The 25,339-nt window shown below is 42.5% G+C and carries 25 protein-coding genes; 13 read left to right on the top strand and 12 right to left on the bottom strand.

Translation table 11 applies throughout. The annotated features are described in order from the left end of the window. Nucleotides 1-17 precede the first annotated feature (17 nt). On the bottom strand, nt 18-317 hold the full coding sequence (locus M1E09_RS17735) for a hypothetical protein (protein ID WP_456272143.1): 300 nt from the start codon (nt 315-317) through the stop codon (nt 18-20). 152 nt (nt 318-469) lie between these two features. On the opposite strand from M1E09_RS17735, the gene M1E09_RS17730 reads away from it, so the two are divergent. Both M1E09_RS17730 and M1E09_RS17725 read left to right on the top strand, forming a co-directional pair. Next, the gene (locus M1E09_RS17730; RefSeq protein WP_456272142.1) at nt 470-1,756 is read left to right on the top strand and encodes an ATP-binding protein; all 1,287 of its coding nucleotides are present in this window, start codon (nt 470-472) and stop codon (nt 1,754-1,756) included. A 67-nt stretch (nt 1,757-1,823) separates the two neighbouring features. Beyond that, entirely contained in the window at nt 1,824-2,945 is a 1,122-nt protein-coding gene (locus M1E09_RS17725; protein WP_456272141.1) for a DEAD/DEAH box helicase, read from the top strand. A gap of 49 nt (nt 2,946-2,994) precedes the next feature. Here M1E09_RS17725 and M1E09_RS17720 read toward each other — a convergent pair whose 3' ends face one another. Then, a complete protein-coding gene (locus M1E09_RS17720; RefSeq protein ID WP_456272140.1) occupies nt 2,995-3,180 on the bottom strand; it encodes a CsbD family protein in 186 nt (61 codons plus the stop codon). 560 nt (nt 3,181-3,740) lie between these two features. On the opposite strand from M1E09_RS17720, the gene cls reads away from it, so the two are divergent. Then, nucleotides 3,741-5,249: a cardiolipin synthase gene (gene cls / locus M1E09_RS17715; protein ID WP_456272139.1), complete on the top strand. Its 1,509-nt coding sequence runs from the start codon at nt 3,741-3,743 to the stop codon at nt 5,247-5,249. A 46-nt stretch (nt 5,250-5,295) separates the two neighbouring features. Here cls and M1E09_RS17710 read toward each other — a convergent pair whose 3' ends face one another. The 4 genes from M1E09_RS17710 to M1E09_RS17695 all read right to left on the bottom strand — a co-directional run bounded on the left by M1E09_RS17710 (nt 5,296) and on the right by M1E09_RS17695 (nt 8,911). After that, nucleotides 5,296-6,162, bottom strand: coding sequence for an IS3 family transposase (locus M1E09_RS17710; protein WP_456272138.1), 867 nt, complete (start codon nt 6,160-6,162; stop codon nt 5,296-5,298). Next, nucleotides 6,126-6,689, bottom strand: coding sequence for a helix-turn-helix domain-containing protein (locus M1E09_RS17705; protein WP_456272137.1), 564 nt, complete (start codon nt 6,687-6,689; stop codon nt 6,126-6,128). The genes M1E09_RS17710 and M1E09_RS17705 overlap by 37 nt, the downstream gene beginning before the upstream one ends. 99 nt (nt 6,690-6,788) lie before the next feature. After that, nucleotides 6,789-7,262 (bottom strand): ASCH domain-containing protein, encoded by a 474-nt coding sequence (locus tag M1E09_RS17700; RefSeq protein ID WP_456272136.1) that lies wholly within the window; start codon nt 7,260-7,262, stop codon nt 6,789-6,791. Between the two features lie 35 nt (nt 7,263-7,297). Further along, entirely contained in the window at nt 7,298-8,911 is a 1,614-nt protein-coding gene (locus M1E09_RS17695) for an amidohydrolase (protein WP_456272135.1), read from the bottom strand. A gap of 98 nt (nt 8,912-9,009) precedes the next feature. On the opposite strand from M1E09_RS17695, the gene M1E09_RS17690 reads away from it, so the two are divergent. Together M1E09_RS17690 and M1E09_RS17685 are read left to right on the top strand one after the other, a co-directional pair. After that, entirely contained in the window at nt 9,010-9,198 is a 189-nt protein-coding gene (locus tag M1E09_RS17690) for a hypothetical protein (protein WP_456272134.1), read from the top strand. Between the two features lie 55 nt (nt 9,199-9,253). Continuing rightward, nucleotides 9,254-9,703 carry an N-acetyltransferase family protein gene (locus tag M1E09_RS17685; RefSeq protein ID WP_456272133.1) on the top strand — a complete coding sequence of 150 codons (450 nt, stop codon included), beginning with the start codon at nt 9,254-9,256 and terminating at the stop codon, nt 9,701-9,703. Nucleotides 9,704-9,773: 70 nt separating this feature from the next. Here the strand turns inward: M1E09_RS17685 and M1E09_RS17680 are convergent, their stop codons facing one another. Both M1E09_RS17680 and M1E09_RS17675 read right to left on the bottom strand, forming a co-directional pair. After that, on the bottom strand, nt 9,774-11,330 hold the full coding sequence (locus M1E09_RS17680; protein ID WP_456272132.1) for an ABC-F family ATP-binding cassette domain-containing protein: 1,557 nt from the start codon (nt 11,328-11,330) through the stop codon (nt 9,774-9,776). A 169-nt stretch (nt 11,331-11,499) separates the two neighbouring features. After that, complete coding sequence (locus M1E09_RS17675; RefSeq protein ID WP_456272131.1) at nt 11,500-11,772, bottom strand: hypothetical protein; 273 nt, start codon at nt 11,770-11,772, stop codon at nt 11,500-11,502. 235 nt (nt 11,773-12,007) lie between these two features. Here M1E09_RS17675 and M1E09_RS17670 point away from each other — a divergent pair, with 235 nt between their 5' ends. From M1E09_RS17670 to M1E09_RS17655, 4 genes are all read left to right on the top strand, one after another. Continuing rightward, nucleotides 12,008-12,718: a YqjF family protein gene (locus M1E09_RS17670; protein ID WP_456272130.1), complete on the top strand. Its 711-nt coding sequence runs from the start codon at nt 12,008-12,010 to the stop codon at nt 12,716-12,718. A 154-nt stretch (nt 12,719-12,872) separates the two neighbouring features. Beyond that, on the top strand, nt 12,873-14,444 hold the full coding sequence (locus M1E09_RS17665; RefSeq protein ID WP_456272129.1) for a diguanylate cyclase domain-containing protein: 1,572 nt from the start codon (nt 12,873-12,875) through the stop codon (nt 14,442-14,444). A gap of 120 nt (nt 14,445-14,564) precedes the next feature. Further along, entirely contained in the window at nt 14,565-14,888 is a 324-nt protein-coding gene (locus tag M1E09_RS17660) for a hypothetical protein (RefSeq protein WP_456272128.1), read from the top strand. 310 nt (nt 14,889-15,198) lie between these two features. Next, nucleotides 15,199-17,463 (top strand): UvrD-helicase domain-containing protein, encoded by a 2,265-nt coding sequence (locus tag M1E09_RS17655; protein WP_456272127.1) that lies wholly within the window; start codon nt 15,199-15,201, stop codon nt 17,461-17,463. 51 nt (nt 17,464-17,514) lie between these two features. Here M1E09_RS17655 and M1E09_RS17650 read toward each other — a convergent pair whose 3' ends face one another. Further along, on the bottom strand, nt 17,515-17,661 hold the full coding sequence (locus tag M1E09_RS17650) for a hypothetical protein (RefSeq protein WP_456272126.1): 147 nt from the start codon (nt 17,659-17,661) through the stop codon (nt 17,515-17,517). A 478-nt stretch (nt 17,662-18,139) separates the two neighbouring features. Here M1E09_RS17650 and M1E09_RS17645 point away from each other — a divergent pair, with 478 nt between their 5' ends. Then, complete coding sequence (locus M1E09_RS17645; protein WP_456272125.1) at nt 18,140-18,229, top strand: putative holin-like toxin; 90 nt, start codon at nt 18,140-18,142, stop codon at nt 18,227-18,229. Between the two features lie 203 nt (nt 18,230-18,432). Here M1E09_RS17645 and kynB read toward each other — a convergent pair whose 3' ends face one another. Next, a complete protein-coding gene (gene kynB, locus M1E09_RS17640) occupies nt 18,433-19,053 on the bottom strand; it encodes an arylformamidase (RefSeq protein WP_456272124.1) in 621 nt (206 codons plus the stop codon). A 13-nt stretch (nt 19,054-19,066) separates the two neighbouring features. After that, nucleotides 19,067-20,344 (bottom strand): kynureninase, encoded by a 1,278-nt coding sequence (kynU, locus tag M1E09_RS17635; RefSeq protein ID WP_456272123.1) that lies wholly within the window; start codon nt 20,342-20,344, stop codon nt 19,067-19,069. A 145-nt stretch (nt 20,345-20,489) separates the two neighbouring features. Between kynU and M1E09_RS17630 the strand changes: the two genes are divergently transcribed. Then, nucleotides 20,490-21,668: a D-alanyl-D-alanine carboxypeptidase family protein gene (locus M1E09_RS17630; RefSeq protein WP_456272122.1), complete on the top strand. Its 1,179-nt coding sequence runs from the start codon at nt 20,490-20,492 to the stop codon at nt 21,666-21,668. Nucleotides 21,669-21,743: 75 nt separating this feature from the next. Here M1E09_RS17630 and M1E09_RS17625 read toward each other — a convergent pair whose 3' ends face one another. Continuing rightward, nucleotides 21,744-22,703: a nuclease-related domain-containing protein gene (locus tag M1E09_RS17625; RefSeq protein WP_456272121.1), complete on the bottom strand. Its 960-nt coding sequence runs from the start codon at nt 22,701-22,703 to the stop codon at nt 21,744-21,746. Nucleotides 22,704-23,097: 394 nt separating this feature from the next. Between M1E09_RS17625 and M1E09_RS17620 the strand changes: the two genes are divergently transcribed. After that, nucleotides 23,098-23,535: a DUF1284 domain-containing protein gene (locus M1E09_RS17620; protein WP_456272120.1), complete on the top strand. Its 438-nt coding sequence runs from the start codon at nt 23,098-23,100 to the stop codon at nt 23,533-23,535. A gap of 411 nt (nt 23,536-23,946) precedes the next feature. Further along, on the top strand, nt 23,947-25,269 hold the full coding sequence (locus M1E09_RS17615) for an oligosaccharide flippase family protein (protein WP_456272119.1): 1,323 nt from the start codon (nt 23,947-23,949) through the stop codon (nt 25,267-25,269). Nucleotides 25,270-25,339 lie beyond the last annotated feature (70 nt).

Here is a 25,339-nt window from a genome sequence, read left to right as displayed (position 1 = left end):
TATGTTGCTTCACTTTTTTATATAACTTTTAGAATAAAACATTTATCACGCTCATCCACAAACAGACAAAATTCCTGCTGCGGCTGTATACCGCTAATTTCACGGATTTCCTTTGGGATATGGATTGCGCCTTTTTCTGAAATATAGCGTTTATTGTTTGTGCTGTTTTGTTCAGGTCTTTTGATGATGATGGCCTCCTGGTCATAACATATCTCCGCCTGCCGGCCGGGAACGAGTCCGAATTGCTGTCTCCACTGGTTGGGCAGCGTTACATTGCCGGTTTTGCTGAAGTCCTTGCACCTGTATTTCTGCCACATCTTTTATCACCCCGCATATCTATTAAATATCCGTCATTAAAGGTATTGAAACGTCTTTTAATTTTGCAGCAATCGGGTAATTTCAACATAAATAGGCTGAAGTGAGGTATTATAGGTGTATAAATCTTACCAATAACAGGTGAAGTCTGCTTATGAATGAATCAAGAAAGATAGCTGCCAGAATAGCGGTAACTTATATAATAATAGGAGCATGTTGGATCATTTTATCAGACAGGCTCTCCCTGATGATGGCACATAATGAAATGCATATCTTCATCTTCTTTCAGCGCTATAAAGGCTGGCTGTTCATATTGGTAACGGGAATCCTTATTTACTTTCTTGTCCACAATCGGGCATTGAAGCTCCTGGAGTCAACGGAAGAGTTGAGGAAAAAAGAACGGCTGCTCCAAATGAGCAATCAGCATTACCAGTCCTTATTCAAACACAATCCGGATGCTGTCTTTGAAATATCTAAAAAGGGCAATCTGGCGGCCTTGAATCCTGAAGGGGAAAAAATCATCGGCTATTCTGCGAATGAATTAAAGGGAAAGCCAATTGATTTTCTCGTACACCCTGAGGAAAGGGAACAGGTCACAGCCAGTTTTATGGAAACATTACACGGCAATCCGGAAAAATTTGAAATGAAGGTCATCAATAAAACTTCTCAGGAAAAGTTACTTCGTTGTTCCTTGCTTCCTATTATCGTGAATGAAGAGATCATCGGTGTGTTTGGGATCGCCAGGGACATCACGTTGTACAGGAAGAATGAAGAAATGATGATCGCTTCCGAAAAGCTTTCGGTTATCGGCCAGTTAGCTGCGGCAGTGGCACATGAAATCAGGAATCCCTTAACTTCCCTGAAAGGCTTTGTGCAGTTGATGCAGGTGACAAAAAAAGCCGAAGACAGCCACCTGGAAATCATGCTGTCCGAAATAGAACGGATTAACCTGATATCAGGTGAAATGCTGATTCTAGGGAAACAGCAGGATATTTTATTCGGGAAAGAAGATATCAATGATATTATCAAACAGGTTATCGTGTTAATGGAAGCTCAAGCGAACCTTGATAATGTAAAAATTGAATACAATCCTGCCGAAGGGGATAAGATGTTTGTCAACGCTGACCAGAATCAACTAAAGCAAGTATTTATCAATTTGATAAAAAATGCTGTGGAGGCCATAGAGGATACGGGAACGGTAAGGGTCGAAACATCCAACAGTGAGGATATAGCGATTATCAAGATTGAAGATAATGGAGTCGGAATGGACGAAGAATGGATCTCCCACCTTGGTGAACCATTCTATTCAACGAAGGAAAAAGGGACAGGCCTAGGCCTTGCCGTATGTAAGAAAATCATTGAACGTCACAAAGGTGAAATCACTTATTACAGTGAAAAGGGCTCCGGCACGACGGTTATCATTACTTTGCCGCTGTGCTGATGTTTTTTCTTTTCGACTTCGTGTAAAATGGACTACAGCAATCTTTTAACAAGAGAGGAATTATAGAATGGACTATATTACAAAATTAAAGCCTTTTTTACAGGACGCATGGAACACTTCAGAATTCGAACAATTGACGGCTGTCCAGGAAAAAGCGATCCCTGCGATTCTAGAAGGAAAGGATCTTGTATGTGAATCCCCAACCGGGACTGGAAAGACGCTTGCCTATCTTCTGCCGATCCTTGAGGGGATTGATGAAAAGAGAATGCAGGCGCAGACTGTAATCGTCGCACCTTCCCGTGAACTGGTTATGCAGATTCACCAGGAAGTGCAGAAGTGGACGAAAGGGTCCGGAATCAACAGCATCGCTTTAATCGGCGGAGCTAACGTAAAGAATCAAATTGAAAAGCTCAAGAAAAAGCCGAAAATCGTCGTTGGTACAGCAGGGCGAATCATCGAACTGATGAAAATGAAGAAGTTAAAAATGCATGAAGTAAAAACAATTGTCGTCGACGAATTCGACCTGATGATCGGCAATGAGCACATCAACAATATCAGGCAGATCATCAAGTCTACCATGGCGGACAGGCAGCTCCTGTTCTTTTCGGCAACCCTTTCAGATGTTACGGATGAAGTGGCGGCTGAGTTAATGGAGAACTATGAGGTCATTCGCGTGAACGAGGGGGTCGTCTCCTCATCTAAGGTGGAATATGGTTATTTGCTGACAGAACAGCGGGACAAGATCGAGGTTCTGCGCAAACTTTCAAATGTACAAGACATCAAAGCTTTAGTCTTTTTTAACAGTTTGGAAAAACTCTCTGAAATGGAAGAAAAGCTGAAGTACCAGAAGGTTTCGTTAGAAGTGCTGGCTGGTGAATCGAAAAAAATGGAGCGAAAGCATTCATTGGATAAATTCAGGGCAGGGAAAGTACCTATGCTGCTGACGACAGATGTTGCTGCCAGAGGCCTTGACATTAGCGGCGTCACTCATGTTGTTCATTTTGAGTTCCCGACAGATACCAAACAGTTCATCCATCGATCAGGCAGAACCGGCCGAATGGGAGCGGAAGGGAACGTGCTTTCCATTGTAACCAAGAGAGAAGAAAGCTTTTTGGAGAAAATGGCTGGAGAGTTGAACCTTAAGGTTTCCAGAAAGAGAATTCACGGCGGCAAGATAGTAGAAGATTAATGAAAAACAAAACCCGCAGGTTGATGACCTGCGGGTTGTTCATGTTCATTTAACGGCGGTGGTCGTCCTTTGCTTCACCGATTGTCTCGTGTACTTCGCCTTCACCTTTATCTTGTCTTCCTTCACGCTGCATTTCAGGTTTGTCAGCGGCCCTGCCCGCTTTTTCCTTCATTTCGCCTTCTGCTTTCTTAGCATAGCCTTTCATCTTATCTTTCATGCCGTTATCTTTACTCATTGAAATCACCCTTTCAAAAGTATTTGCTTGTTGATTTCCCTTTATAGAAGGCAGCTAAACAAGTAAGAAATAAAGGGTTAGCTTTTTGTGAAAAAGGGAAATGGACCAGATAGAAATATTTTAACAATGGCCATTATTTTGAATGGGTTTGCTGGCGATTCCTGTTAAGAGATATTTGGGTCAGGAGAAACATATCATTATAAAAGAAGAAACCAGGTGTAATGGTGCGAATAGCGAAGAAACATACCATTATAAAAGGAGAAACCAGGTGTAATGGTGCGAATAGCGAAGAAACATACCATTATAAAAGAGGAAAACAGCTGTAATAGTGTGATCAGAGGAGAAACACGCCAAAATAAAAGGCGAAAACAACTCTAATAGTGTGATTAAAGGAAAATAGAGACTCAAATAAAATTTGTATATGGAATCAGATTTTCCTGTCCGACTTTCGAATCAAACATAAATATGAAGCGTACTTACCTGAGTAATGTGAAACACTAGTGGTTAGATTCTCTATAAACTGTTACGCAAGGTACTTTTTAAACTAGGGGAATGGTCAGATGAAAAAGAGAAGATTGGAATTTATATTTGTCATTATATTGATTGCCTGTGTATATATATTTCTGCAAAACGGTTTCAATATCTGGGTCAAAACAGGGGCAGCCGCAGTATACATAGTCATAATCCTTATCAGTGTTTTCTCATTAATATTGGAAAACCGTTCTGCTCAGCATACTTTGTTATGGATATATGTCCTTGTCTGCTTTCCGGTGTTCGGCTATTTTTTCTACTTATATTCAGGGCAGCTATATTTGAAAGGTTACCTGTTTAAAAGCAAGCGCAAAAATGACCGGGAGGAATGGCAGAAGTTATTAAAACGGGAGAATTCGCCTAACTTGTCCTTCCTGCAGGATAATCAAAGGAGCTTCGCAAACTTCGCCAACAGGGTAGCGTGGTCTCCCATCAGCACTGCTTCCACAACGAAAATCCTGAAAAATGGCGAGGAGACTTTTACAGAAATAAAAGAAAAGCTCCAAAGTGCCAAAGAGTATATACACATGGAGTATTATATCTTTCGGTCCGACCGTCTGGGGAAAGAAATTATTGATATTCTGATCGAAAAGGCTAATGCGGGCGTTGAGGTGCTGTTTATTTTTGATGCTGTCGGAAGCATGCACCTGGCATCCAAAGACCTTCAGGAAATGGAGAAAGCAGGCATACAGGTTCAGCCTTTTCTGCCTTTGAAATACGGTTTCTTTAACCAGAAGTTCAACTTCCGAAATCATCGAAAAATCATTGTTATTGATGGGAAAGCCGGGTTTGTCGGAGGATTGAATGTAGGAATTGAGTATCTTGGCGAGGATCGGAAATTTGGGTTTTGGCGGGATACCCATATGCTGGTGGAAGGAGAAGCAGTCTATACTCTCCACACGGTATTCCTCTTAGACTGGGAATATGTTTCCGGAGATATGGTGTTGGAGAAGTTTCAAAATCAGCATTCTGTCCCTGCAGAAGAACTTGACGGGGCAGTACAGGTCGTCGCCAGCGGACCTGATACACAACAGGGGATCATGAGTGATCTCTATTATTCGCTGATTTCCTCAGCAACGAAATCAATCTGGATTGCCACCCCGTATTTTGTGCCGACTGAATCGATCAGGACGGCCTTGCGGGTGGCGGCCTCAAAAGGAATCGAAGTCAGAATCATGGTCCCGGAAACCAATGATGGATTCCTCACACAGTATGCCACAAGGTCTTACTTCTCTGAACTCATCCGCTGCGGGGTAGAAATATACTCTTATAAGAAAGGGTTCATGCACCAGAAAATTATCATTGTCGACGGCAACCTCGCTTCCGTCGGAACAGCCAATATGGATATGCGGAGCTTTCACCTTAACTTTGAAGTCAACGTTTTTCTTATGGGGAACAGTTCCATCCGTGACCTGTCTGCGCATTATGAAGATGACATGAAGGACAGCATAAGGATCCGGCCGGTTGAATACTATAAAAGAGGGATTGTGGAAAGAACAAAGGAATCATTTGCGAGGCTTTTTTCAGGAGTATTATAAAAAACCGCTCTGGAATGGTGCTTACCCCCAAAAGTTAGAGTTTTTATTATGCAGCTGATTGGCTGGAGTGAGTTCGATATTCAACAGGACTCATCCCAGCCAATTTTTCTTTTGAACGCTCATGATTGTACCAGTGAATATATTCTTCGATTCGGCTTTTTAAATCTTCATAACTCACTAGTTCTTCTCCATAATACATTTCTTGCTTTAAAATCCCAAAGAAATTCTCCATCGAAGCGTTGTCTGCGCAGGTCGCCTTACGGGACATGCTTTGAAAAACTTTATTCCTTTTTAACGTCTTGACCCACTTGTTGTGCTGATAATGCCAGCCTTGATCGGAATGGATGGTGGTTCGATAGGTTGCCTGATTCTTTAATACTTCTATAGACTCTTCTAAAGGTTCCATGACAAGATCTAAAGTTGGACGTTCCTTGATTCCATACGCAATAATTTCTCCGTTATAAAGGTCAAGAATTGGATTTAAATATAATTTCTTTTCTCCAAGACATTTAAATTCTGTAACGTCGGTTACTAATTTTTGAAGGGGAATAGGTGTGCTGAAACGGCGAGATAATCGGTTTTTCGCTACCTTTCCAATAGTCCCCTTATACGAATTATATTTACGAGATTTTCGCATGAATTTTATACATTTCAATCCTAGGTCTCGCATAATACGATAGACTTTTTTATGATTGATACGATGCCCTAGTTTCTTTAATTCCTTTGTGATCCGTTTATAACCAAACCGTTCATGAAACACATTAAATAAGGTTGTAATGGTTTCTTTTAATTCTGTATCAGGGTCTTCCTTACCAAAATTTTTCGCATGATAATGATAAGTTGCTTCCGGAATTCCTACTACAAAGAGAATATTTTTTAATCGAAATCCTTCTTCTTTAAGTTCGAATGCCATTTTTGTTTGTGCTTTTCGTGAAAGGCGTTCGGATTCTCGCGAAAAGCTCTTAGCTTTTTTAAATACGCATTCTCCAGTCTTAGTAGTTCGTTCTCACGTTCTAATTCTTCCTCGCGTGTTAACCTTTTTTCTTCCTTTTTCTTCTGATTATTAGGTTTCTTAGACATAGAAGGCCGCCCCTTTAAATTTAGTTCCAGGCCTTCTACTCCCTGTTCACGAAATGTCTTCATCCAGCGTTTGATTAAGGAAGGGTTGTTCAAGTTAAATTGAACAGCAGTTTCTAAATAAGAAGCACCTGTCTTTAACATGAATTGTATCGTATCTAATTTGAATTGAACAGAATACTCCTTCTTCGTCTTTCTTCGTTTTAACCCTTGCATCCCCTGAGATTTATAGGTATTTACCCATTCAACTATCGGCGTTTGGCTACCCATATTATATTTTTTGGCCAAAGATCCGTACCCTAGATTTCCATATAAATACTCGGTGACAAGCTTTATTTTAAATTCCTCACTATATTTAGCCATAAAAAACACCCCCGAAAGTTAGTTTTTTAACTCTAACTTTCGGGGGTCGGTACCAATTCGAGCGGTTTTTTGATTTCAGACAGTGTGATACTACATTGTTTATTTGTAAACAACTCTGAATTCCTCACAAACCACAAGCATACTTTCATCAAGCTTCAGGTCATGCTCTGCCAGTTCCCGGGTAAAGAATCTCCTGTGTGCATCATTCCAATAGGCAAGCGACTTGTCCCCTTCGCCTTCTATTCTTGCAAACTCCTCTGTAACTTCCCTGAATGGAACGATATCAACCTTTACTGTTTCAATGATGCATTGTGCTTCTCCTTGCCAATTCGTAATAATGCTGAGACATCCTTCTTTTGGAGGTTCTTCATTATGTACGGCAAAGTGTAAATGAAGGGAGGCTGTCCCGCGTTTAGTTCCTTGCAAGACCAATTGGGCTAATTGATTGGCATCCTCTTCATTATCGCAAAAGTACCAGCTGTCATACGATTTCGCTGTCTCCTCCTGATTCTCTCCAATGGAGGATAAATAGTTTTTCCACATGTTCAAGACGGATTCGTGTTCGCGTTCCATAATCGTTTCTCCTTTACTGAGGGCTATTGCTCAATTCACCTTTGATATACACACCTGCCGTCCATGATCGTCAGCACTACTTTGCTTTCTTTGATCTCTTGGGGATCACATTCAAACAGGTTTCTATCCAGAATCGTGATATCGGCTTTTTTGCCCACTTCTATTGTCCCTAGTTCATTTTCCCGGAAGTTTCCGTATGCCGGCGATAGTGTATAGTGTTTCAATGCTTGAGCAAGGGTGATTTTGTGCTGGGGGTTCCAGCCTTCAGCGGGTGTCCCGTCCTCATGTTGTCTGGTGACTGCCCGGTAAATCCCCAACAATGGATTCCAATCGACTATCGGGTAGTCACTTCCGAAAACAAGCTGCGCTCCACTTTGTTCCAGCAATCCAATCGGCCACGTATTCTGGATTCTCTTCTGGCCAAGGCGGTCAAGGTATTCATGTGTTTCCATGGAGCTGGAAGTTAAATGCTCAGGCTGCATGGAAGGAAGTACACCTAACTTAGAAAATCTTGCCATATCATCAGGGTGAATGACTTCAATATGTTCGATGGTGTGCCGCGAATCTCTTTTTCCATTGGCCGTTTCGGCGTTTTCAAAAGCATCGAGCCCCAGCCTGACAGCTGCATCCCCGCAGGCATGAAGCCTTATTCGGTAACCTTGTTTGTCTGCTTCTTCAATCCATTTAAAATAAGTTTCCCTTGAATAGATGGTTCCGCCTGATGTTGAGGGACGGTCACTATAAGGTTCCAATAGATAGCCTGTATAGGTTAAGGGAACGCCGTCAATAAATTGTTTAAGACCGGCAAATTGAAGCTTGTCTGAGTGAAAATTTTCGTAATATGAGACATTTTCAAGCTTTCCATCAAGGGGAGCAAGAAAGTGGATCCGGACAGTCAGCTTGCCGTCTTCATCATATTTCTTATACTCTTCAAGGTCTCCCAGTGTAAAGCCTGGCAAAGGAAGCATATCACCTATAGAGGTAATTCCGTATTCACCAGCTTTCTTCAGAAACGAATCCATCAACCTGCTCTTTTTATGCGCAGGAAGTTCGAAGGCTTTGACTGCCAAGCCAACAGCCGTTTCGTAGAGAAATCCAGTAGGCTTGCCGTTCTCGTCTTTTTCGATTTTTCCGAAGGGAGGCTCGGCAGTGTTTTCATCGATCCCCAATACTTCCAATGCCTTGGAATTTACCCAGGCACTGTGGGCTTCTTCATTCAACAGAAACACAGGCCGGTCATCAATCAAGCGGTCGAGCGAATGCCGTGTCGGAAGCTGTTGTCCCGGCCATCTGACATGATGCCAGCCAAATCCCAGCACCCAAGGGTCCTCAGGGTTTGCTTTTGCAAATTCAGAGGCCTTTTCAGCCGCTTCTTCCTCATTGCTGCAAAAAGTCAACGAGAGATATTCCTGGAACATCGCTCCCAGCCACAAGTGAACATGGAAATCATGAAAACCAGGCAGGACCAGCTTGCCGGCAGCATCGATTTCCTTGGTTTGTTCCCCGCGGTATTTTGAGATCTCTTTTTCCGTCCCAACGGCAATTATTTTATCCCCTCTAATGGCAATCGCGCCGGTAAAGGGTGTATCACTCACACAGGTGAAAATCGAGTCACTTTTAATAATCGTATCGGCACTATTAATATTCAAAATACATTTCTCCTTTAAGAAAAGAAAATAATGGAAGAACCTTGTAGAAACATGTTACTATATTCTCGAAACTATTTGAATAGAAAGGAAATTGTTCTATGTTTGTTGTTCAAGGAACGGGACACTTTCCAGCAGAAATAAATGAGGTTCACCAGGACTTTGATGAAGGTAGTTCGATTACAAAACAATATCGCTTCTTAATTTTAGATAATCATGGTTATTGTAAAAGAAAACAATGGTTGATTGTAGCGGAAATCAGTAGCACTATTAAGGTCAAAAATGAATAGAAAAGTTTTTACCACAATAGAAATAAGACAATGGTGTTTGAAAGGAGTATGCCAAATGAAAATCATCAAAGCAGAGATCGGCCAGCTGGAACTAGTGACAGAAGTGTTTAACCAGTACAGGGTTTTCTATAAACAGGAAAGCGATGTGGAAGGGTGCCGCAAGTTTTTGAACGACAGAATGGAAAATGAGGAGTCCATCATATTCCTTGCAGTAGAGGAAAGGGAAAATGGTCTGGTTCCACTCGGCTTTACCCAGCTGTATCCGATTTTTTCTTCCGTTTCATTGAAAAGGCACTGGCTTCTGAACGATTTGTTTGTCACCGGGAATGCAAGAAGAAGAGGGATCGGCGAGGAACTCCTTGGCCGTGCAAAGCAACTGGCTGAAGAAACAGGAGCCAAAGGTCTTACACTGGAAACGGAACACCATAACCACAACGCTCAAAAACTTTATGAAAAATTTGGATTCAAGAAACATACAGAATTCCATTATACGTATTCATTGTAGTTCCATAGATAGAGATAATAAGAAGAGGGCAATCCTTGTCGATTACCCTCTTTTCTATTCTGTCTATTTTTTAAAATACTTTTGTCGTCCAGGACTCGCAGTTCCACAAGTCAGTCGCAATATCCTGGTAGAATTCAGGTTCATGGGAGATGAGGAGGATGCTGCCTTTGTATTCCTGTAAAGCTCTCTTCAACTCAGCTTTCGCCTCGACATCAAGGTGGTTTGTCGGCTCGTCAAAAACGAGAAGATTGGTTTCTTTATTAATCAGCTTGCATAGTCTTACCTTCGCTTTTTCCCCACCGCTCAGGACTTCCACTTTGCTCTCGATATGCTTGGTCATCAATCCGCATTTTGCCAGAGCGGCTCTGACTTCGTATTGAGTAAAGGAAGGGAATTCGCTCCACACTTCTTCAATGCAGGTATTATAGTTGGCATTTTTTATTTCCTGCTCGAAATACCCGATATGAAGGTGTTCTCCCAGTTCAACTTCCCCGGATACAGGCTTGATTTCACCAAGGATGCTGCGGAGCAAGGTGGTTTTACCAATACCATTGGCTCCATAAAGCGCAATTTTCTGGCCGCGCTCCATCCGCAGGTTCAACGGCTTCGAAAGCGGTTCGTCATATCCTATAACAAGATCCTTCGTTTCAAAGATTAATTTACCTGAAGTTCTCGCAGGCTTGAAGTGGAATTCAGGCTTCGGCTTTTCTCCGGCAAGCTCGATGATATCCATCTTATCGAGTTTCTTCTGGCGGGACATGGCCATATTGCGTGTGGATACTCTGGCTTTATTTCTGGCAACGAAGTCTTTCAGCTCAGAAATTTCCTGCTGCTGCTTTTTATAGGCAGATTCCAGCTGCTGTCTCTTCATTTCGTGAACTTTCTTAAAGTCATCGTAATCACCGGCGTAGCGGTTCAACTCCTGATTTTCCATATGGTAAATCAGATTGATGACGCTATTCAAGAACGGGATGTCATGGGAAATAAGAATAAAGGCATTCTCATATTCCTGCAGATACCTTTTCAGCCAGACGATATGCTGTTCATCAAGGTAGTTGGTCGGCTCATCGAGAAGCAGAATATCGGGTTTTTCAAGCAGGAGCTTTGCCAGCAGGACTTTCGTTCTCTGCCCGCCGCTCAAGTCTTGTACTTCTCTGTCGAGTCCGATTTCATCCAGTCCCAGGCCTCTTGCAATCTCCTCTACCTTGGCATCTATGATGTAAAAATCGTTATTTGTCAGTGCATCTTGAAGAGTACCGGTCTCTTCAAGCAGCTTTTCCAATTCTTCAGGGGAAGCTTCTCCCATCTTTGCGAAAAGTTCATTCATTTCCGTTTCCATGTCAAACAGATATTGAAAGGCCGTCTTCAGGACATCTCTGATGGTCATGCCTTTTTCAAGGGAAGTGTGCTGATCCAGATAACCGACACGTACCCGTTTCGACCACTCGACTTTGCCTTCATCCGGCTCAAGTTTGCGGGTGATGATATTCATGAATGTAGATTTACCTTCTCCATTCGCGCCAATAAGGCCGATGTGTTCCCCTTTTAACAGGCGGAAAGATACGTCGTTGAAAATGGCTCTGTCACCAAAGCCATGGCTTAGATTTTTTACCGTTAATATACTCATGTAAATTGCACCTTTTCTGTTGAATTCTTTTTACCTCATTTCATTATAAAGGTGTTAAAAGAAGATGAATAGAGGATGGAAAAATTTAATTGAGGGAAGGAGATGAAAAACTGGTGCCTTGTACAAATCGTTGGATCTGTACAAGGCACAAGCTGATGGGAACCGTCAGTCAATTTTGGCTTTTTCGCCTGTTATATTGTTCCTCTGAGCCAAGCTCCCTGTTCAACAGCAATTCCATTGCTTCCAAGTCTTGACGAGTAACTATCGGATCTTGGGAGGACCAATACACATTGTATATAAAATAATAATCCTTGATTCTTCTGAAGAGTACGGTGGAATGGGGGAGGGTGTCAAAGGTTGCTTTGATATTGAACCTTCTGGAATAGCTCCATTTCTCTAGTTTCAAGCCGTCAGATGCCCCCTTCTTCGATAACATTTCCATTCCCTCGGTGCCTCTCCCAGATTATGGGCACCCGTAAGGAAAGTATCTATCCAGTTTGTTATTCCCGAACTATCAGTGCAGCAAAACGCCGGAATGTGCAGGGAACTGTTTTAATTTTTCGTTTGTTGTGTAAATTATAATGAACGCTATAGGTAACTTATATCCTTACAGCAGGAGAAAAATATCGCTAAAATGCCTTACCGAACCAAGCAAATGATGGAAGGGAGAAAAGGAAATGGCCATAGTTAACAGTAAAGGTGATAGTAATTGGGTGATGACCCAATCATGGGATGAACTGCTTTTTCTGCATTGGGAAGTACCAGCAGACATTCTCGGCAAGAAGGTTCCGCCTCAGCTTCAATTGGATACCTATCAAGGGAAAGCATGGCTTGGGATAGTCCCGTTTGCCATGAATCACATCAGAGCAAAGGGATTGCCTGAAATTCCATTTGCCCGTTCCTTCCTTGAATGCAATGTCCGCACGTATGTAACGTATAAGGGTGAGCCGGGTGTGTATTTTTTTAGTTTGGATGCGAACCATGCTCTTGCTGTTGAAGGTGCGAGGAAGCTTTTCTCCCTTCCATATGTTCATGCCGAAATGAGCATGAAGGTAAAAGGCAGAACAGTAAGCTATAGGACGAGAAGGACACATAGGGGCTCGGCCAACGAATGCCTTGAGATTGACTACACTCCCGGGAAGCGCCTTCCTTCAGAAAAGGGGTCCCTTACAGAATGGCTTACGGAGAGGTATTGTTTATGGACAGTTAAAGATGAGGATGTCTACAAAGGGGAGATTGCTCACGACCCATGGGAGTTATATGAAGCCAAGGCGCATATCAGGGAACAGTCTTTATGGCCCGGACTGCAGAATCCTCAACATGTATGCTATTCTTCCCGGCAAAAAGCTTATATCTGGCGTCTGCAGAACATGAGTCATTGTAACTAATACTAAAGTTGTGTATTTAGTTTTGTTTTCTATCTTGGGGGTATAAAAGCAGTAGTGTTAAAAAGTTGAATAATATACGTGAATCTAGGAAAATAAAGTTATTTCTCATAGGTAAATAGACCATGGGAACACTAAAGCGGAATAGGGCGATGACATGAAGGAAGCGAACAATTTAAAATGGTTACTAATAGGAACGGCAGCATTCTTTCTCTTTTTCTTCCTTTGGGTCGTTTTGGCAGAAGGAAGTATAAAAGCCGGTGGTGTCAGTGTCTTTGCAGGTTCTGCTATTCTTTTTACTTTGGTTCTGCAAGTTTATACACTTCAAAAGTCAAAGGGATTGCAGCAGAAATTTGTCCTTTTGCTGCTGCTTGGAACTTTAAGCTACGGTGCAGGCGAGGTTATTTGGTTTTATGAGGAAAAGGTCAGGGAGAGCTTGATGTCTGTCCCTTTTTGGAGTGACTTATTATACATAATTAATTTGCTATTATACATTTCAGCATTTGCGTTATTAACACTTGCTGTGAAAAACCGTTATCAGGTTGTCTACTTTGCAATTGATATTCTCATAGTCTATTTTTCACTCATTGCAATATTATGGGTCTACTGGCTTCATCCCCTCTATAATGAAGCCGGGGTGGCGTACGGCAATGGAGTAACTTCATTTGTTTACCCTGCATTAGAACTGCTGCTGCTGTTTGCTTTGTCGGCAACGATGTTTTTGAAGAAGTACTTTTTCCCTGCAAGGGCAATGCTGTTGTTTGTAATTTCTTTCGCTATATTGTTTACAGCTGATAGTGGATATGTGCTGGTTCTATATTACAATGCGTTTGAACCGAACAGCATACTTGAAGCGTTATGGAGTTCAGCCGTTATCCTTCAGGGGATTGCTGCTCTGGAGCTGCTGAGAAGTAATGTATCATTTAAAGCAGGAGAAAATGAATTCAGTTATGAGGCCGGCTCGAACCCTGCTGCAAGGACTGTTATCAGCATTTTCAGCATACTGATCTTGTACGCTATCTTTACCATAAGCGGGGATGTTGCAGCAGGTGGATCATTGCTTCTTATTATATTCCTTGCCTATTCCAGGCAGCTTATGACGAGCTCGCAGCTGTCCCATATGACGGCTTCTTATCAGAATCTTGCCAGGAATCTTGAAGAGCAAGTAAATAAAAGAACAGAGGAGTTACGGAAGAAAAATACCGAGCTGGAAAAGTCTACTGCGCGCCTTAAGTATATAGCTCTGCATGACCAGCTGACTGAAATCTGGAACCGAAGGGCTTTGGAAGGAAGGCTGAGAACATTATTCGAAAAGTCTCTCGAAGAAGAAGTGGAATTCGCCCTCATCTTTATAGATATTGACAAATTCAAGGAAATTAATGACCAGTATGGACACTCGTATGGAGACGAGTTGTTGATCCAGTTTACAGAAAGAGTCAGGAAGGAGTTTCCTTCTGATGCTTTCATTGCCAGACAATCAGGTGATGAATTTGTCGTCATCATTGAAGATGGACATTCCAAGGAAGAAATAGAAACCACGATTCAGAGATTCTTTTTTGCAAATGAAAAAGGGTATAGGGTTTTTGGTGAAGAAATCCGCATAACCTTCAGTCTTGGTGCTTCGTTCTTCCCTGAAGACAGCAGGAATGTAAATGAACTTCTGCAGGCAGCGGACATGGCAATGTATGCCGTTAAACAGCAAGGGCGCAACAGTTACCAGTTCTATTAAGGGCATGGGATAATCTGGTTGAATTATTGTGGATTAACATAAATAGGTACAATTAGTTGGTGCTTATCAGTAAGAATTGGAATATAATGATACCAATACTTTTTTTGAGGGGGCTGGCCAGTGAACAGGTATGTATTTATTACAGGCTTCATCATATTGGCAATCCTCACAAACAGTATTGAATTCGGGCACATCTCGGTTAGTGCTGTCCAAGAGAGCACGCTGGCGGACCATCATGCATTCGACGCCATGCAGCCGGGAGATGAACATGACTACGGAAAGAATAAATCGTTTTTCTACGATTCTCAGGTACTGTTAGTATTCCTGATTCTCTGTCTGGCGATTGCCTGCAACCGGAATTCGGTGTTTCTTCGGAGGCAAATTTTTTTGACGCCCGTATTTTATCAGTCCAACTACGTGGATAATAACCTCTTGAATAACTAATCTATTTGATTATTCAAGGGGGGAAAGAATATGTGGATTAGATTTTTGATGATGGGCGTGTTTTCGTTTACTGCGTTAACGCTTTTATCTTATCAAGCTATCGAAATCTTCAACGCTTTCGTTGACTTTTTCCATCAAAAATAATAAATTTTCTAAGAGTGTAAGAGTTCTCTTTTTCTTACACTCTTTTTTATTTCAGGCTGTTTTCCATGATGAGTGAATGGTTGGAAGTCGCATATAAGAGCAGAAACCAACCTGTCATAAAATATGTGAAAGCAGAGTTACTTTAATTTAAGCAAGGTGATTGAAGATGAATGACTTTTCAAACAGGCCATTTGGTGTTTCGGGTGAAGCGATACCAAATGCAGAAATCTACAATAAGGGTGATCTAAGAGCATTCCAAACTACTGATGAGGATGCTTTCTATTATCGCCTTCTTGAACAAAGCGGAATTTCTCTTAACCCCCGCCAATTAGAAGCAGTGCGGCATAGTGATGGCCCATGCCTGACATTGGCCGGTGCGGGATCAGGCAAAACCTCGGTACTGGTTTCGAGGACAGGGTACCTCTTGCAGGTCAAAGGCATAGCTCCGGAAAACATTCTATTGCTGACGTTTTCCAAAAAAGCGGCAATGGAAATGAAGCAGCGTGTCTCACTTCTGCCGAACATGAACAAAAGACAAGTGAACAAAGTACAAGCCGGTACATTTCACTCCTTCTTCCTTTTTATTCTCAGGAGCCGGGGAGTCACACAGGAGATACTCGGCAATGAAAGATATAAGCATATCATCTTAAAGCAGCTGCAAAGAAAACTTGGCATTCAAGACCTATACCAGCCGGAAACCCTTCTTTCCAGACTGTCTGTTTTGAAAATGGCAATGGATCCCCTTGAAAAGCTTCCAGATAAAACTACGAGTGAAAAGGAGATGAAAAATATTCTCCTTGCCTATGAAAAGTGGAAGGAAAGCAATCGGAAGATGGATTTTGACGATATTTTGGTTAAAGCCTATGAATTGCTTAAAGAGAACAATAATCTCCTTGAAGCCCTTCAGAATAGATTCCGCCATTTGATGGTAGATGAATTTCAGGACACCAATTGGCTTCAATACGAGCTCATCAAGATGATAGCCGGACAAACGAGAAACTTATTTGTAGTCGGGGATGATGACCAGACGATCTATTCCTTTAATGGAGCGGATAACACGTTCATTCTTGATTTTGATAAAGAATACCCGGATGCCAGAATTATTACGTTGAACGTCAACTACCGTTCCGCCAGCAATATTGTCGGGTTGGGAAACGAAGTGATCCGCGGAAATCGTTTCAGGAGAGAGAAAACACTTCAATCCGTAAGAGAATCAGGTTTCAAACCGCAATACAGCCGGCCATCCAATTCAGATGAAGAAGCCGAATGGATCATTGCACGGATCAAGAGAATGGTAAAGGAGGAAAAGAAAAAGTACAGTGATATCGCTGTTCTTCACCGGACGATCAGCAGCAGCCGCGCCATCTTTGAAAGGCTCCTGCTCGAGGAAATTCCCTTTTTCTCATTTAATCTGGGCGATCAGCATTTTTACGACCAGTGGATCGTCAAGCCGTTAATTGATCATTTACGCCTTTCCCTTGTACCAAGGAACTTTGAAGCTGTGGAAGGCATTCTGCCTACGCTATACATCAACAAGGAAACAGGTATGAAAACGATCAAAATTAACGAAGAAGCAGCCAGAAAAAAATACCCGCTCATCCATTTGACGAAAATGAGCACCCTTCAAGATTTTCAAAAAGAGAAGGTAAAGGAAAGAATCAGGTTAATTAAAAGCCTCGCTGCAGAATCGCCGGCATCGGCAATCAAGCAGATGAGAAGGGACTTTTATGAAAACTATATGGATACAAATGAACGGCTGGCTGTGACGGAACATAAGGAAGCCATTAAAGAAACACTCGCAGAACTTGAGTCATCTGCTGCCCGATTTGATTCAATTTCCGCTTTTATTACGTTTATAGACAGAATGACTGAGAAGCACAGGCAGATGCTGAGTGAGGAAAAAGCGTCGGAAAGTGACTCGATTTCACTGATGACCATCCACCGCGCTAAAGGGCTTGAATTTCCGGCCGTGTTTGTCATTGGTGCCAGCGAAGGAAACCTCCCGCACTCATCTGCACTCAATGCGGAAAAGTTGGAAGATAAAGTTCATCAAGATCACAAAAACAAACAAGTCCTTGCAATTGAAGAGGAAAGAAGATTGATGTATGTTGCCATTACACGGGCAAAAGAGGAACTGTTCATAAGCTCCCCTGCCTTTTATCAAGGGGAGAAGCGGGAGATTTCACGATTTTTGAAGGAAGTGTTCGGGGAGAAGCCATTATCTCTTCCATCGAAAGTGACTCCACGCCAGGAGAGGAAACAAGTTCCAAAAATTAAAGTGTCCGCGTGGCTATGCAGCCAAGACGATTGCATAGCCTGGTCGAGAATCAACTCAGAAGCAGAGCAGAGACTGAAGAAAAAGTCTTGTCCGATGTGCGAGCGCCCGATGGTGAAAGGTGAAAAGCTGGTGAGCGGCAAATATATTAGTTAAATAGAGAGTTGTTTGGCGATAGAAAAAAAGGGTGTCCACTGGGACGCCCTTTTATTGTGATGTATGATGATCATCATCCGGAACAGGATCAATAGTTTTACTGTCTTTAGTATTCAATGATGATTTCAAGAAATAAATAAAGAAGCCGCCAATACCGAGTAACACAAAGGCCAAACCTACAACCACCAAGATGCCCACTGGTTTCTCCCCCTTTGTTGAAACCTATGATACTTCTAACTTATGAAAGTTTGAGGGGAGATATACTTTGTTAGTTAATGATGTTGTTATTTAGTAATGATGTTGTTATTTAGTTTAAAAGGATCTATTGGTTAACAGACTGCATTGTCTAGTTAAACTTCTGTAATTTTTCGCCTGCACATTTTGGCATCTGATGATAAAATCAAGCATGTTTTTTTATTTAGCATACTAAGTTTGATTGCACCTGGAGCGGAGGTCATGCAGCACAATCTAAATAGTTTCATACAAAAACAACAATACTCTTTAACAGAGCCTAATAAATAGATGAACAGAAGAAACAGGTAGATTAGGACTATTTTAGTGAAAACGCGAACAAAAATAGAACATACGTTCCTGTTTGTGTTAAAATGATGATATAGTATTCATGGCTGGATTGGCAGCGGCTGCTCCCTTTTTCGAGGGGAGGTGATTACCACTGATGATAGAAGTAGCTGACGTTCTCCAATTAATGATAGCATTCGGAACATTGACTGTAGCGATAATTGCCGTCACACAAAAAAAGAAGTAACCCACCCGCTATGGCTCTCAACCTTGGGTAGGTTACTTCCAGTCTAAACAAAAGCCGCTGCTTCCTGAAATGTATACTTGCATGAGAGATCTGGTGGCAGCCGGAACTCTCATGTCTTCCGTTTTCTTATACATTCATTATACCGAATATCTCAGTATGAAGTAAAGGAACTTGAAGAATGAAATAGCGTGTATTTTCCCTGTCTACCGGTCGATCAGTACAGCTCTCACCGGACAGCCGTCTCCTTCTTCCACCGGAAGGGGAAAGGCTGCCAGTTCATATGTTTTCGTTTCGATTCCATCGAGTATGATTCCTTCAAGGATCCCGATTCCGTTCTCCATGAGGGAATGGTGTGCAGAGAGCTCCTTGCTGTCAAGGGGATCGACTGAGGGAACATCGACTCCGACCAAGTCAATTCCATTTTCTTTTAAAAATGGTCCGATGTCTTCCCGAAGCCATGTTATTGTGGATGGGAAGGAACTCCTGTCATTCCAGCTGTTTGTACGGATCAAAAGCTTTGTGACATAGGACAGGTCGAAAGCCTCCAAGTCTTTGGCACCGATAGACTCCTTTTCTGAAACCTCTACGATTAAGGCATCCCCGAAAAATTGCTCAAGCGGGAGCTGAGCAACTTTCTTTCCGTCGTTATCAAAATGAAACGGAGCATCGATATGTGTGCCAGTATGGGCACTGAAGGTGAATTTTCCGACGTTAACCGAGCCGGTGTCTGCTTTTGCCCAGTTTAATGTGAAATCAAAAGGTGTATCACCCGGCCAAATCGGTGTAGTGCTGTTAAGCTTTTGTGATATATCAATGATCTTCATCAGGTCTTCCTCCTTATGCAACTACATTTCTGCCTTTTTCAAATTGCTTATACTGTTCCTCAGCCATTATCGTCCTTAGGATTTCCGCTGTCTTCCATACATCATAAAAAGATGAGTAAAGAGCGACAGGGGCAAGCCTGATGACATTTGGTGCCCGGAAATCAGGAATGACACCGTTTTTCTTTAAGGCCTTGCATATTCGGGCGGCTTCTTCGTGCTGGAGACAAACGTGACCACCCCGGCCTTGGTCATCTGTTGGATTGGAAATCGTAAACCCGTATTGAGACAGGCTGTCCTCGATCAACGCCATTAAATAGGCGGTCAGCTGCAGGGACTTTGAGCGAATTTCTTCAATCCCGGCCTCTTGGAAGATTTCCAATGATCCCAGGAGGGGGGCAATGCTGAAAATATGGGGCGTTCCGATTTGGTAAGCGCCTGCCGTGTCAGCATGTGACATTGTGTGCTCCATATCAAATTGCTTGTCTTTTTTAGATCCGAACCAGCCGGCCAGCCCAGGCTTCCTGCCGAGATGGCTTTCATGGACGAACAGCCCCCCGACTCCTCCGGGGCCGCTGTTTAAATATTTATAATTGCACCATACCGCAAAGTCGACATTCCAGTCATGAAGCATATGGGGAATGGCGCCGATTGAATGGGCGAGGTCAAAACCGATGACAATTCCCCTTTTATGAGCTTCCTCAGAGAGAAGTTTCATATCAAGCAGCTGCCCGGACCTATACAGAACAGAAGGTAGCAGAATCAATGCAATGTCATCTGTCATCGCTTGGATAATATCTTCTTCCTGCAGTGTAAGGCCGTCCCTGCTTTTCACTTGGACAAGGTGCTCATCGGGAGAATATCCTTTCAGCTTCAGCTGGCTTTGAAGAGCATAGATATCAGAAGGAAACGTCAGTTCATCCGCAAGTATTTTCGTCTTCTTTCCTTCAGGCTGATAGAAGGTTGAAACCATTTGATGCAGATTTGTTGTTATCGAGCCCGTGACAATTGTCTCTTCCTCTTTCGCGCCGATAAGGGGGGCCGTCATTTTCCCCAGTTTTTCAGAGTAATAGAACCATGGCTCCTCGCCATCCATCCAGCCGTCTATGCCTTGCTGCTTCCAGTCCTGCAAAGAAGTCAGCAGTGCCTTTTCAGCTCTTTGTGATAACAACCCCAGTGAATTCCCGTCCATGTAATACCAATCTTCTTTTATGTAAAATTCATCCCGGAAACGTGCCAGTGTATCTTTGCTATCGAGATCTAACGCATATTCTTTAGTGTTGTCGAAACCCATTCATACCCCGCCTTTTTTTGTTTTTATAGATTAAATGTTAATGGAAATTGCGGGAATAGTAAAATTATTTTGGGTGTTTTGGATGTTTATTTCATTTTTTATGTGTTATTGAAGGAATAAGGACAAAATGAAAGGAGCAGAATCTATGAAAAAATTATTTACAGTCATGGCATCATCAGCCCTCCTCGCATCCGTTTCCTTATCTCCATCTGATACACAAGCTGCACCTAATAAGGGTGATATTTTGCTGGTAAACAAAGAGCAATCATTATCTTCTGACTATGTGCCCAGCAATCTTGTCGTACCGGATGTGCCATTCGTAAGCGACCAGGAAAAAATGAAGAGCTATGCAGCGGACGCGCTGGAGGAATTATTTGCAGAAGCTGACAGTGAAGGAATCAATCTTTATGCATCTTCTGGTTACCGTTCGTATGACTACCAGCAGGATGTCCATCAATATTATGTGAATCAATATGGCGAAGAATATGCCAACCAAATTAGTGCCAAACCAGGAGAAAGCGAACACCAGACAGGCCTTGTCATGGACGTAACCTCCCCAAGCGTTGATTATCAATTAATCCAGGAGTTCGGAAATACAGCAGCTGGAGAATGGGTAGAAGAAAACGCGGATGACCACGGATTTATCGTCCGATATCCAGAAGGAAAACAATCCATAACGGGCTATAAATATGAACCTTGGCATCTGCGTTATGTTGGTGAAGCACATGCAGAGGATATCATGAGCCAGAACCTGACACTGGAAGAATACCTGAATCAGGACTCCAATTCAGGTTCAGCGGGATCATATGTCGTGCAGCCGGGGGACACTCTTTGGGAAATCGCCCGCGATCATAACGTTTCACTGAGCAAACTGAAGTCATTGAACCCAGATATCAACCCTCGCTACCTGCAGGTTGGCGAAACGGTTCAGCTTCCGGGTGGAACGACTCAGCCGGACAATCCGGATGAAGGACCATCAGGCAGCGAAACCTATGTCATCCAGCCGGGAGATACATTCTGGGAAATTGCAGCTTCTTATGACAATGTGACAACACAAGAATTAATGAATGCCAATCCGTCACTCAGTGCAACAAGCCTTCAGGTAGGGGATACTATTACAATTCCAGTGGAAGGTGACAATAATCAGTCATCAACACTCATTTCTACCGGCAATGTATGGATTCATTCAGAACCAAACTACGAAGCATCCACAAGAGCAGGGGTTTTCTATAAAGGTGAAACCGCACAACTCCTTGGAGAAACAAATGGTATGTATGAAATCCAGGATGGTTATGTTTCAAAAAACTATGCAGACGTTCAATAGATTGATAGGAAGAGGCTGGGCCCAAGAGCCCGGTCTTTTTTTGTGGCTTGCTTCGGTTTGAAAGTTGAAAACTGTTTATTTTTTTGAGTAGGTACGGGCTTTACCAGTGCCTTGATGGTGGAGTTCCATGGATGTCAAGATCCTCTGCATGACACTTCTTGAAGGAAGGTGAAGGAAACTTCTCAGTTCCGAATTAGAAGCCTGGGGAGCGATTAAAATGAAGTAATCAAAAATAGCTTTCTCATGAGCCTTTTTGTGAATGTCCTTGCATTGATAACAAAACCAGCCGCCATTTACCCGCTTCAGGGGCAGTGAGGAGCAGGTTTGGCATTGAACGCCGGTTCTGATTTCTTCTTTACCGATATTGAACTGAGATAAAACATCACTGGTGTGAGGTGTATGATCTTTTTGGAGCATTTTGAGTAACTTTTCTAACATCTTTTTATCCATCTTTGCATCTCGATAACGGTTTTCTAATTCTGATAGTTTTTCCAAAAACGCCCCTCCGTGGATGACCCGTTGATAGACAACTCTGTTCTTGCTTTCATTACTCAAAATCGAGGAGGAGTCACTCTGAATGACAAAGTATTCGATTGGCAGTTTTGGGAATTTTTTTAATTGGAGCCATTGGTTTAATTGAAAATAATGTCGTTGAACTTGAGAGAGAGGATAAGCATACCCTTTTTCGATATCATTGAATGTTCGGGTGAGCTGTCTGAAAGAGTGGTCAAAATGGAGCTTGCCAGAAAGGTTTTTGATTTCAAGAATTAGAATGAGTTTTTCTGAAATGAGGAGAGAGTCGATTTGAAAAAAGGTGGATTTGTAGGGAAGTCGAAGGTGGTTCAGAATATAATAATCATCGTCAGGCAGTAGTTTTAAATAATAATCGAAGGCCAATTCACCTTTGAAACCTCTTCGCCTGGACCGTAATTCATTCTGGATTTTTTCGCGTTTTTCATGATGTGCTGGAATTCTTTCCAATAAAGCTTCTAATGCCGCTATTTTTTCTGGAACTTGTCTCTCTTTGACAATCATATTGCCACTCCTTTGGTAAAATACTGGATTTCAAATTACTAATTCTTCACTGAAGGTGAGATACCTGCATGGAATGGGGAGATTTTATAATGTATTAGAAAATGTCAGGTGAAATAGCATCGGGAAAAGGGATTTTTTTAGCGAAAATAAAATCTAGTGGAATTTGCGCACGGGATATACATATATACGCACGGTTTATACAGAAATACGCACAGGTTATGCAAGTATACGCACGCTTTATACAGAAATACGCATGGGTTTTAACAGAATACGTATACAATCCCACTATTTGGAAATACGTCGTATATTCCACCCACAATAAAAACAGGATTTCCCCCGCACTCCCGAGAATACTTATAAAAGAGTAACTAAAAGCAAAGGAGGCAGCATCCGGATGAGCAGAATATTGAGAGGGCACCATCTTCTGTGTGTCCATGGATTCAAAGGGATGGGGTACAGTCCTGCCTTTGTGGAGAGAATGAAGGAAATCGTCAGTGACATCAGGGATCCTGAACAGGATTTCGATATAAGAGTGGTGGAGTCATTTGACGAAGCCTGTATGGCGTGCCCACATAAAGGTGAGACACTCTGCAGCGGCACGATAAAGTCCAATGACAAAGTCGTCGGGCTCGACAGAAGAACAATTGAACACCTGGGTTTGGAAACGGGTGGGTCATACAAGAAATCCTATCTTGTGGGGCTGACTGCTGAAAAAGTGGAGCCGGAGGACCTCGATCATATCTGTGCAGGCTGTTCCTGGCTGGAATATGGAGTTTGCAAGGAAGGCATTGCTCAATTGAAGGCGGGCCGTCTGGTATCTGGACAGGGGTGACCTCATTCCAAAGCAGATATCAGTGGTTTTTACTTTCCAATCACAGATAGTCATTATGAAAAATGTTCCCCATAAGAAAACTGAGACCCATGAAGTCTCAGTTTTTTTATTGTCCAAATTAAATTATGTCTTCATTAAAAACTGCAGCTGTTCAGTTGATGGATACTCCTTAGGATTATGCATCTTTCCTTTTTAAAAGCGAACAGAGGAGTAATCGGGCCAATGAAAACGAGGAAGAGAAGAGTCACTGGCCCGCATACTTCAAAGGAGACTAACTTTCCCAATAAGATAGTGGGACCTTCGTAAAGGCAATCAGGGAAACGAGTATTGCCTTCAGTGTTAAAAAAATCCTAAACCCGGTCCCTCCGTCATATGATAGGGCATGTACTAATTTCGGAGGTCGAAGATACAATGAAACTATTTATAAGAGGAATTTCCTTTTTAATCATTACCGCCTTTTTGGGAGAGTGCCTGGAGTTCGTCATCAACATGATATTGGCAAGGGAGCTGGGGGAACGCGGGATGGGAATCTATATGTCGATCCTTCCTTCAATTTTCCTGATAGCCATTATAGCCAGCCTGGAGCTGCCGGTTTCTCTTTCAAAATTCATCGCGGAAAAGGAAGTTGATTATCATCGAAACATCCTTTCTCAAGTGTGGAAACTGACGATTATCTTCACGTGTATTTTCCTGCTGGCAGCTGCTTTGCTTTACTCTTTGTTTCCTTTTTTGGCAGAGTACCATCCCGGCGTCCGCTGGCTGACATTGCTGCTGATTCCGATTATCGCCTTTTCGTCCATTGCAAGAGGGTATTTCATGGGAATTCATAATATGGGGAAAATTGCAGCCGCCAACTTTTTAAGGAAGATAGCTCAGCTGATCCTTCTCGTAGTGGTCTACCAGCTCTTCTCGTTTGAAACCAATACGGCCATCATCATTGCCCTCTGTACATTTATCGGTAGTGAAATGGTTGTGTTCCTTTACTTCATGCAAGCTTATGTATTTTCTGTAAGGAAAATCAGGCACACCTCTTCAAGGGCAGCGGACAAGAGTGAAGTAGGGAAGGCGCTATTATCTGTTTCATTCCCTACGACCGTTTTACGGATTTTTCATGCGGTCTCCCATGCAATCCAGCCGTTTTTGATTAAAGCAGCACTTCTGCATTCAGGCATGACCGAGATTATGGCAACAGAACACTTTGGCGTGATGGCTGGCGTCGCATTGACTATCGGTTTTTTCCCTGCTTTCATTGCCCATTCCCTGCTCGTCGCCTTGATACCGATTGTGTCAGAAAAGGTTTCGAAGAACGATATTAAAGGTATACATTCTATACTCAGACAGGTTATTTGGATTACGTTAGGGTATGGGGCCCCGGCCGTTTTGATTTTTTATATGTGGGGAGAAGAATTGACGAATCTCTTTTTTCATTCAACCTCGGCCGCTTACTATCTGAAATTGCTCTGGCCGTATTTTTTCTTCCATTTCTTTGTCATGCCGCTGCAGGCTTTCATGATCGGTTTTGGACTTATAAAAGACGCTTTGTATCATACTATATGGGCGACCCTCGTTTCTTTTTCAATCATTTACTTTCTGGGTTCGCTTCCCCAATTTGGTATGTCCGGTGTCCTCATCGGAATGAATACAGGTGCTGTGTTACTGACGCTGATGCATTATCATACAGTGTGCAGCCGCCTTGGGCTCACCTTTTGGTTTAAAAGCTCTGTCAGGGTATAAGGTAAGCTTTTAGGCAAAGTGAAAGAACATTGCAGAAACACATAAATTTACATGAGTAAATAGGAAGGAT

It is taken from the genome of Bacillus sp. AK031 (assembly GCF_053903065.1).
Note: the sequence above shows the minus strand (reverse complement) of the source record. Positions and strands in the feature narration are given on the sequence as shown.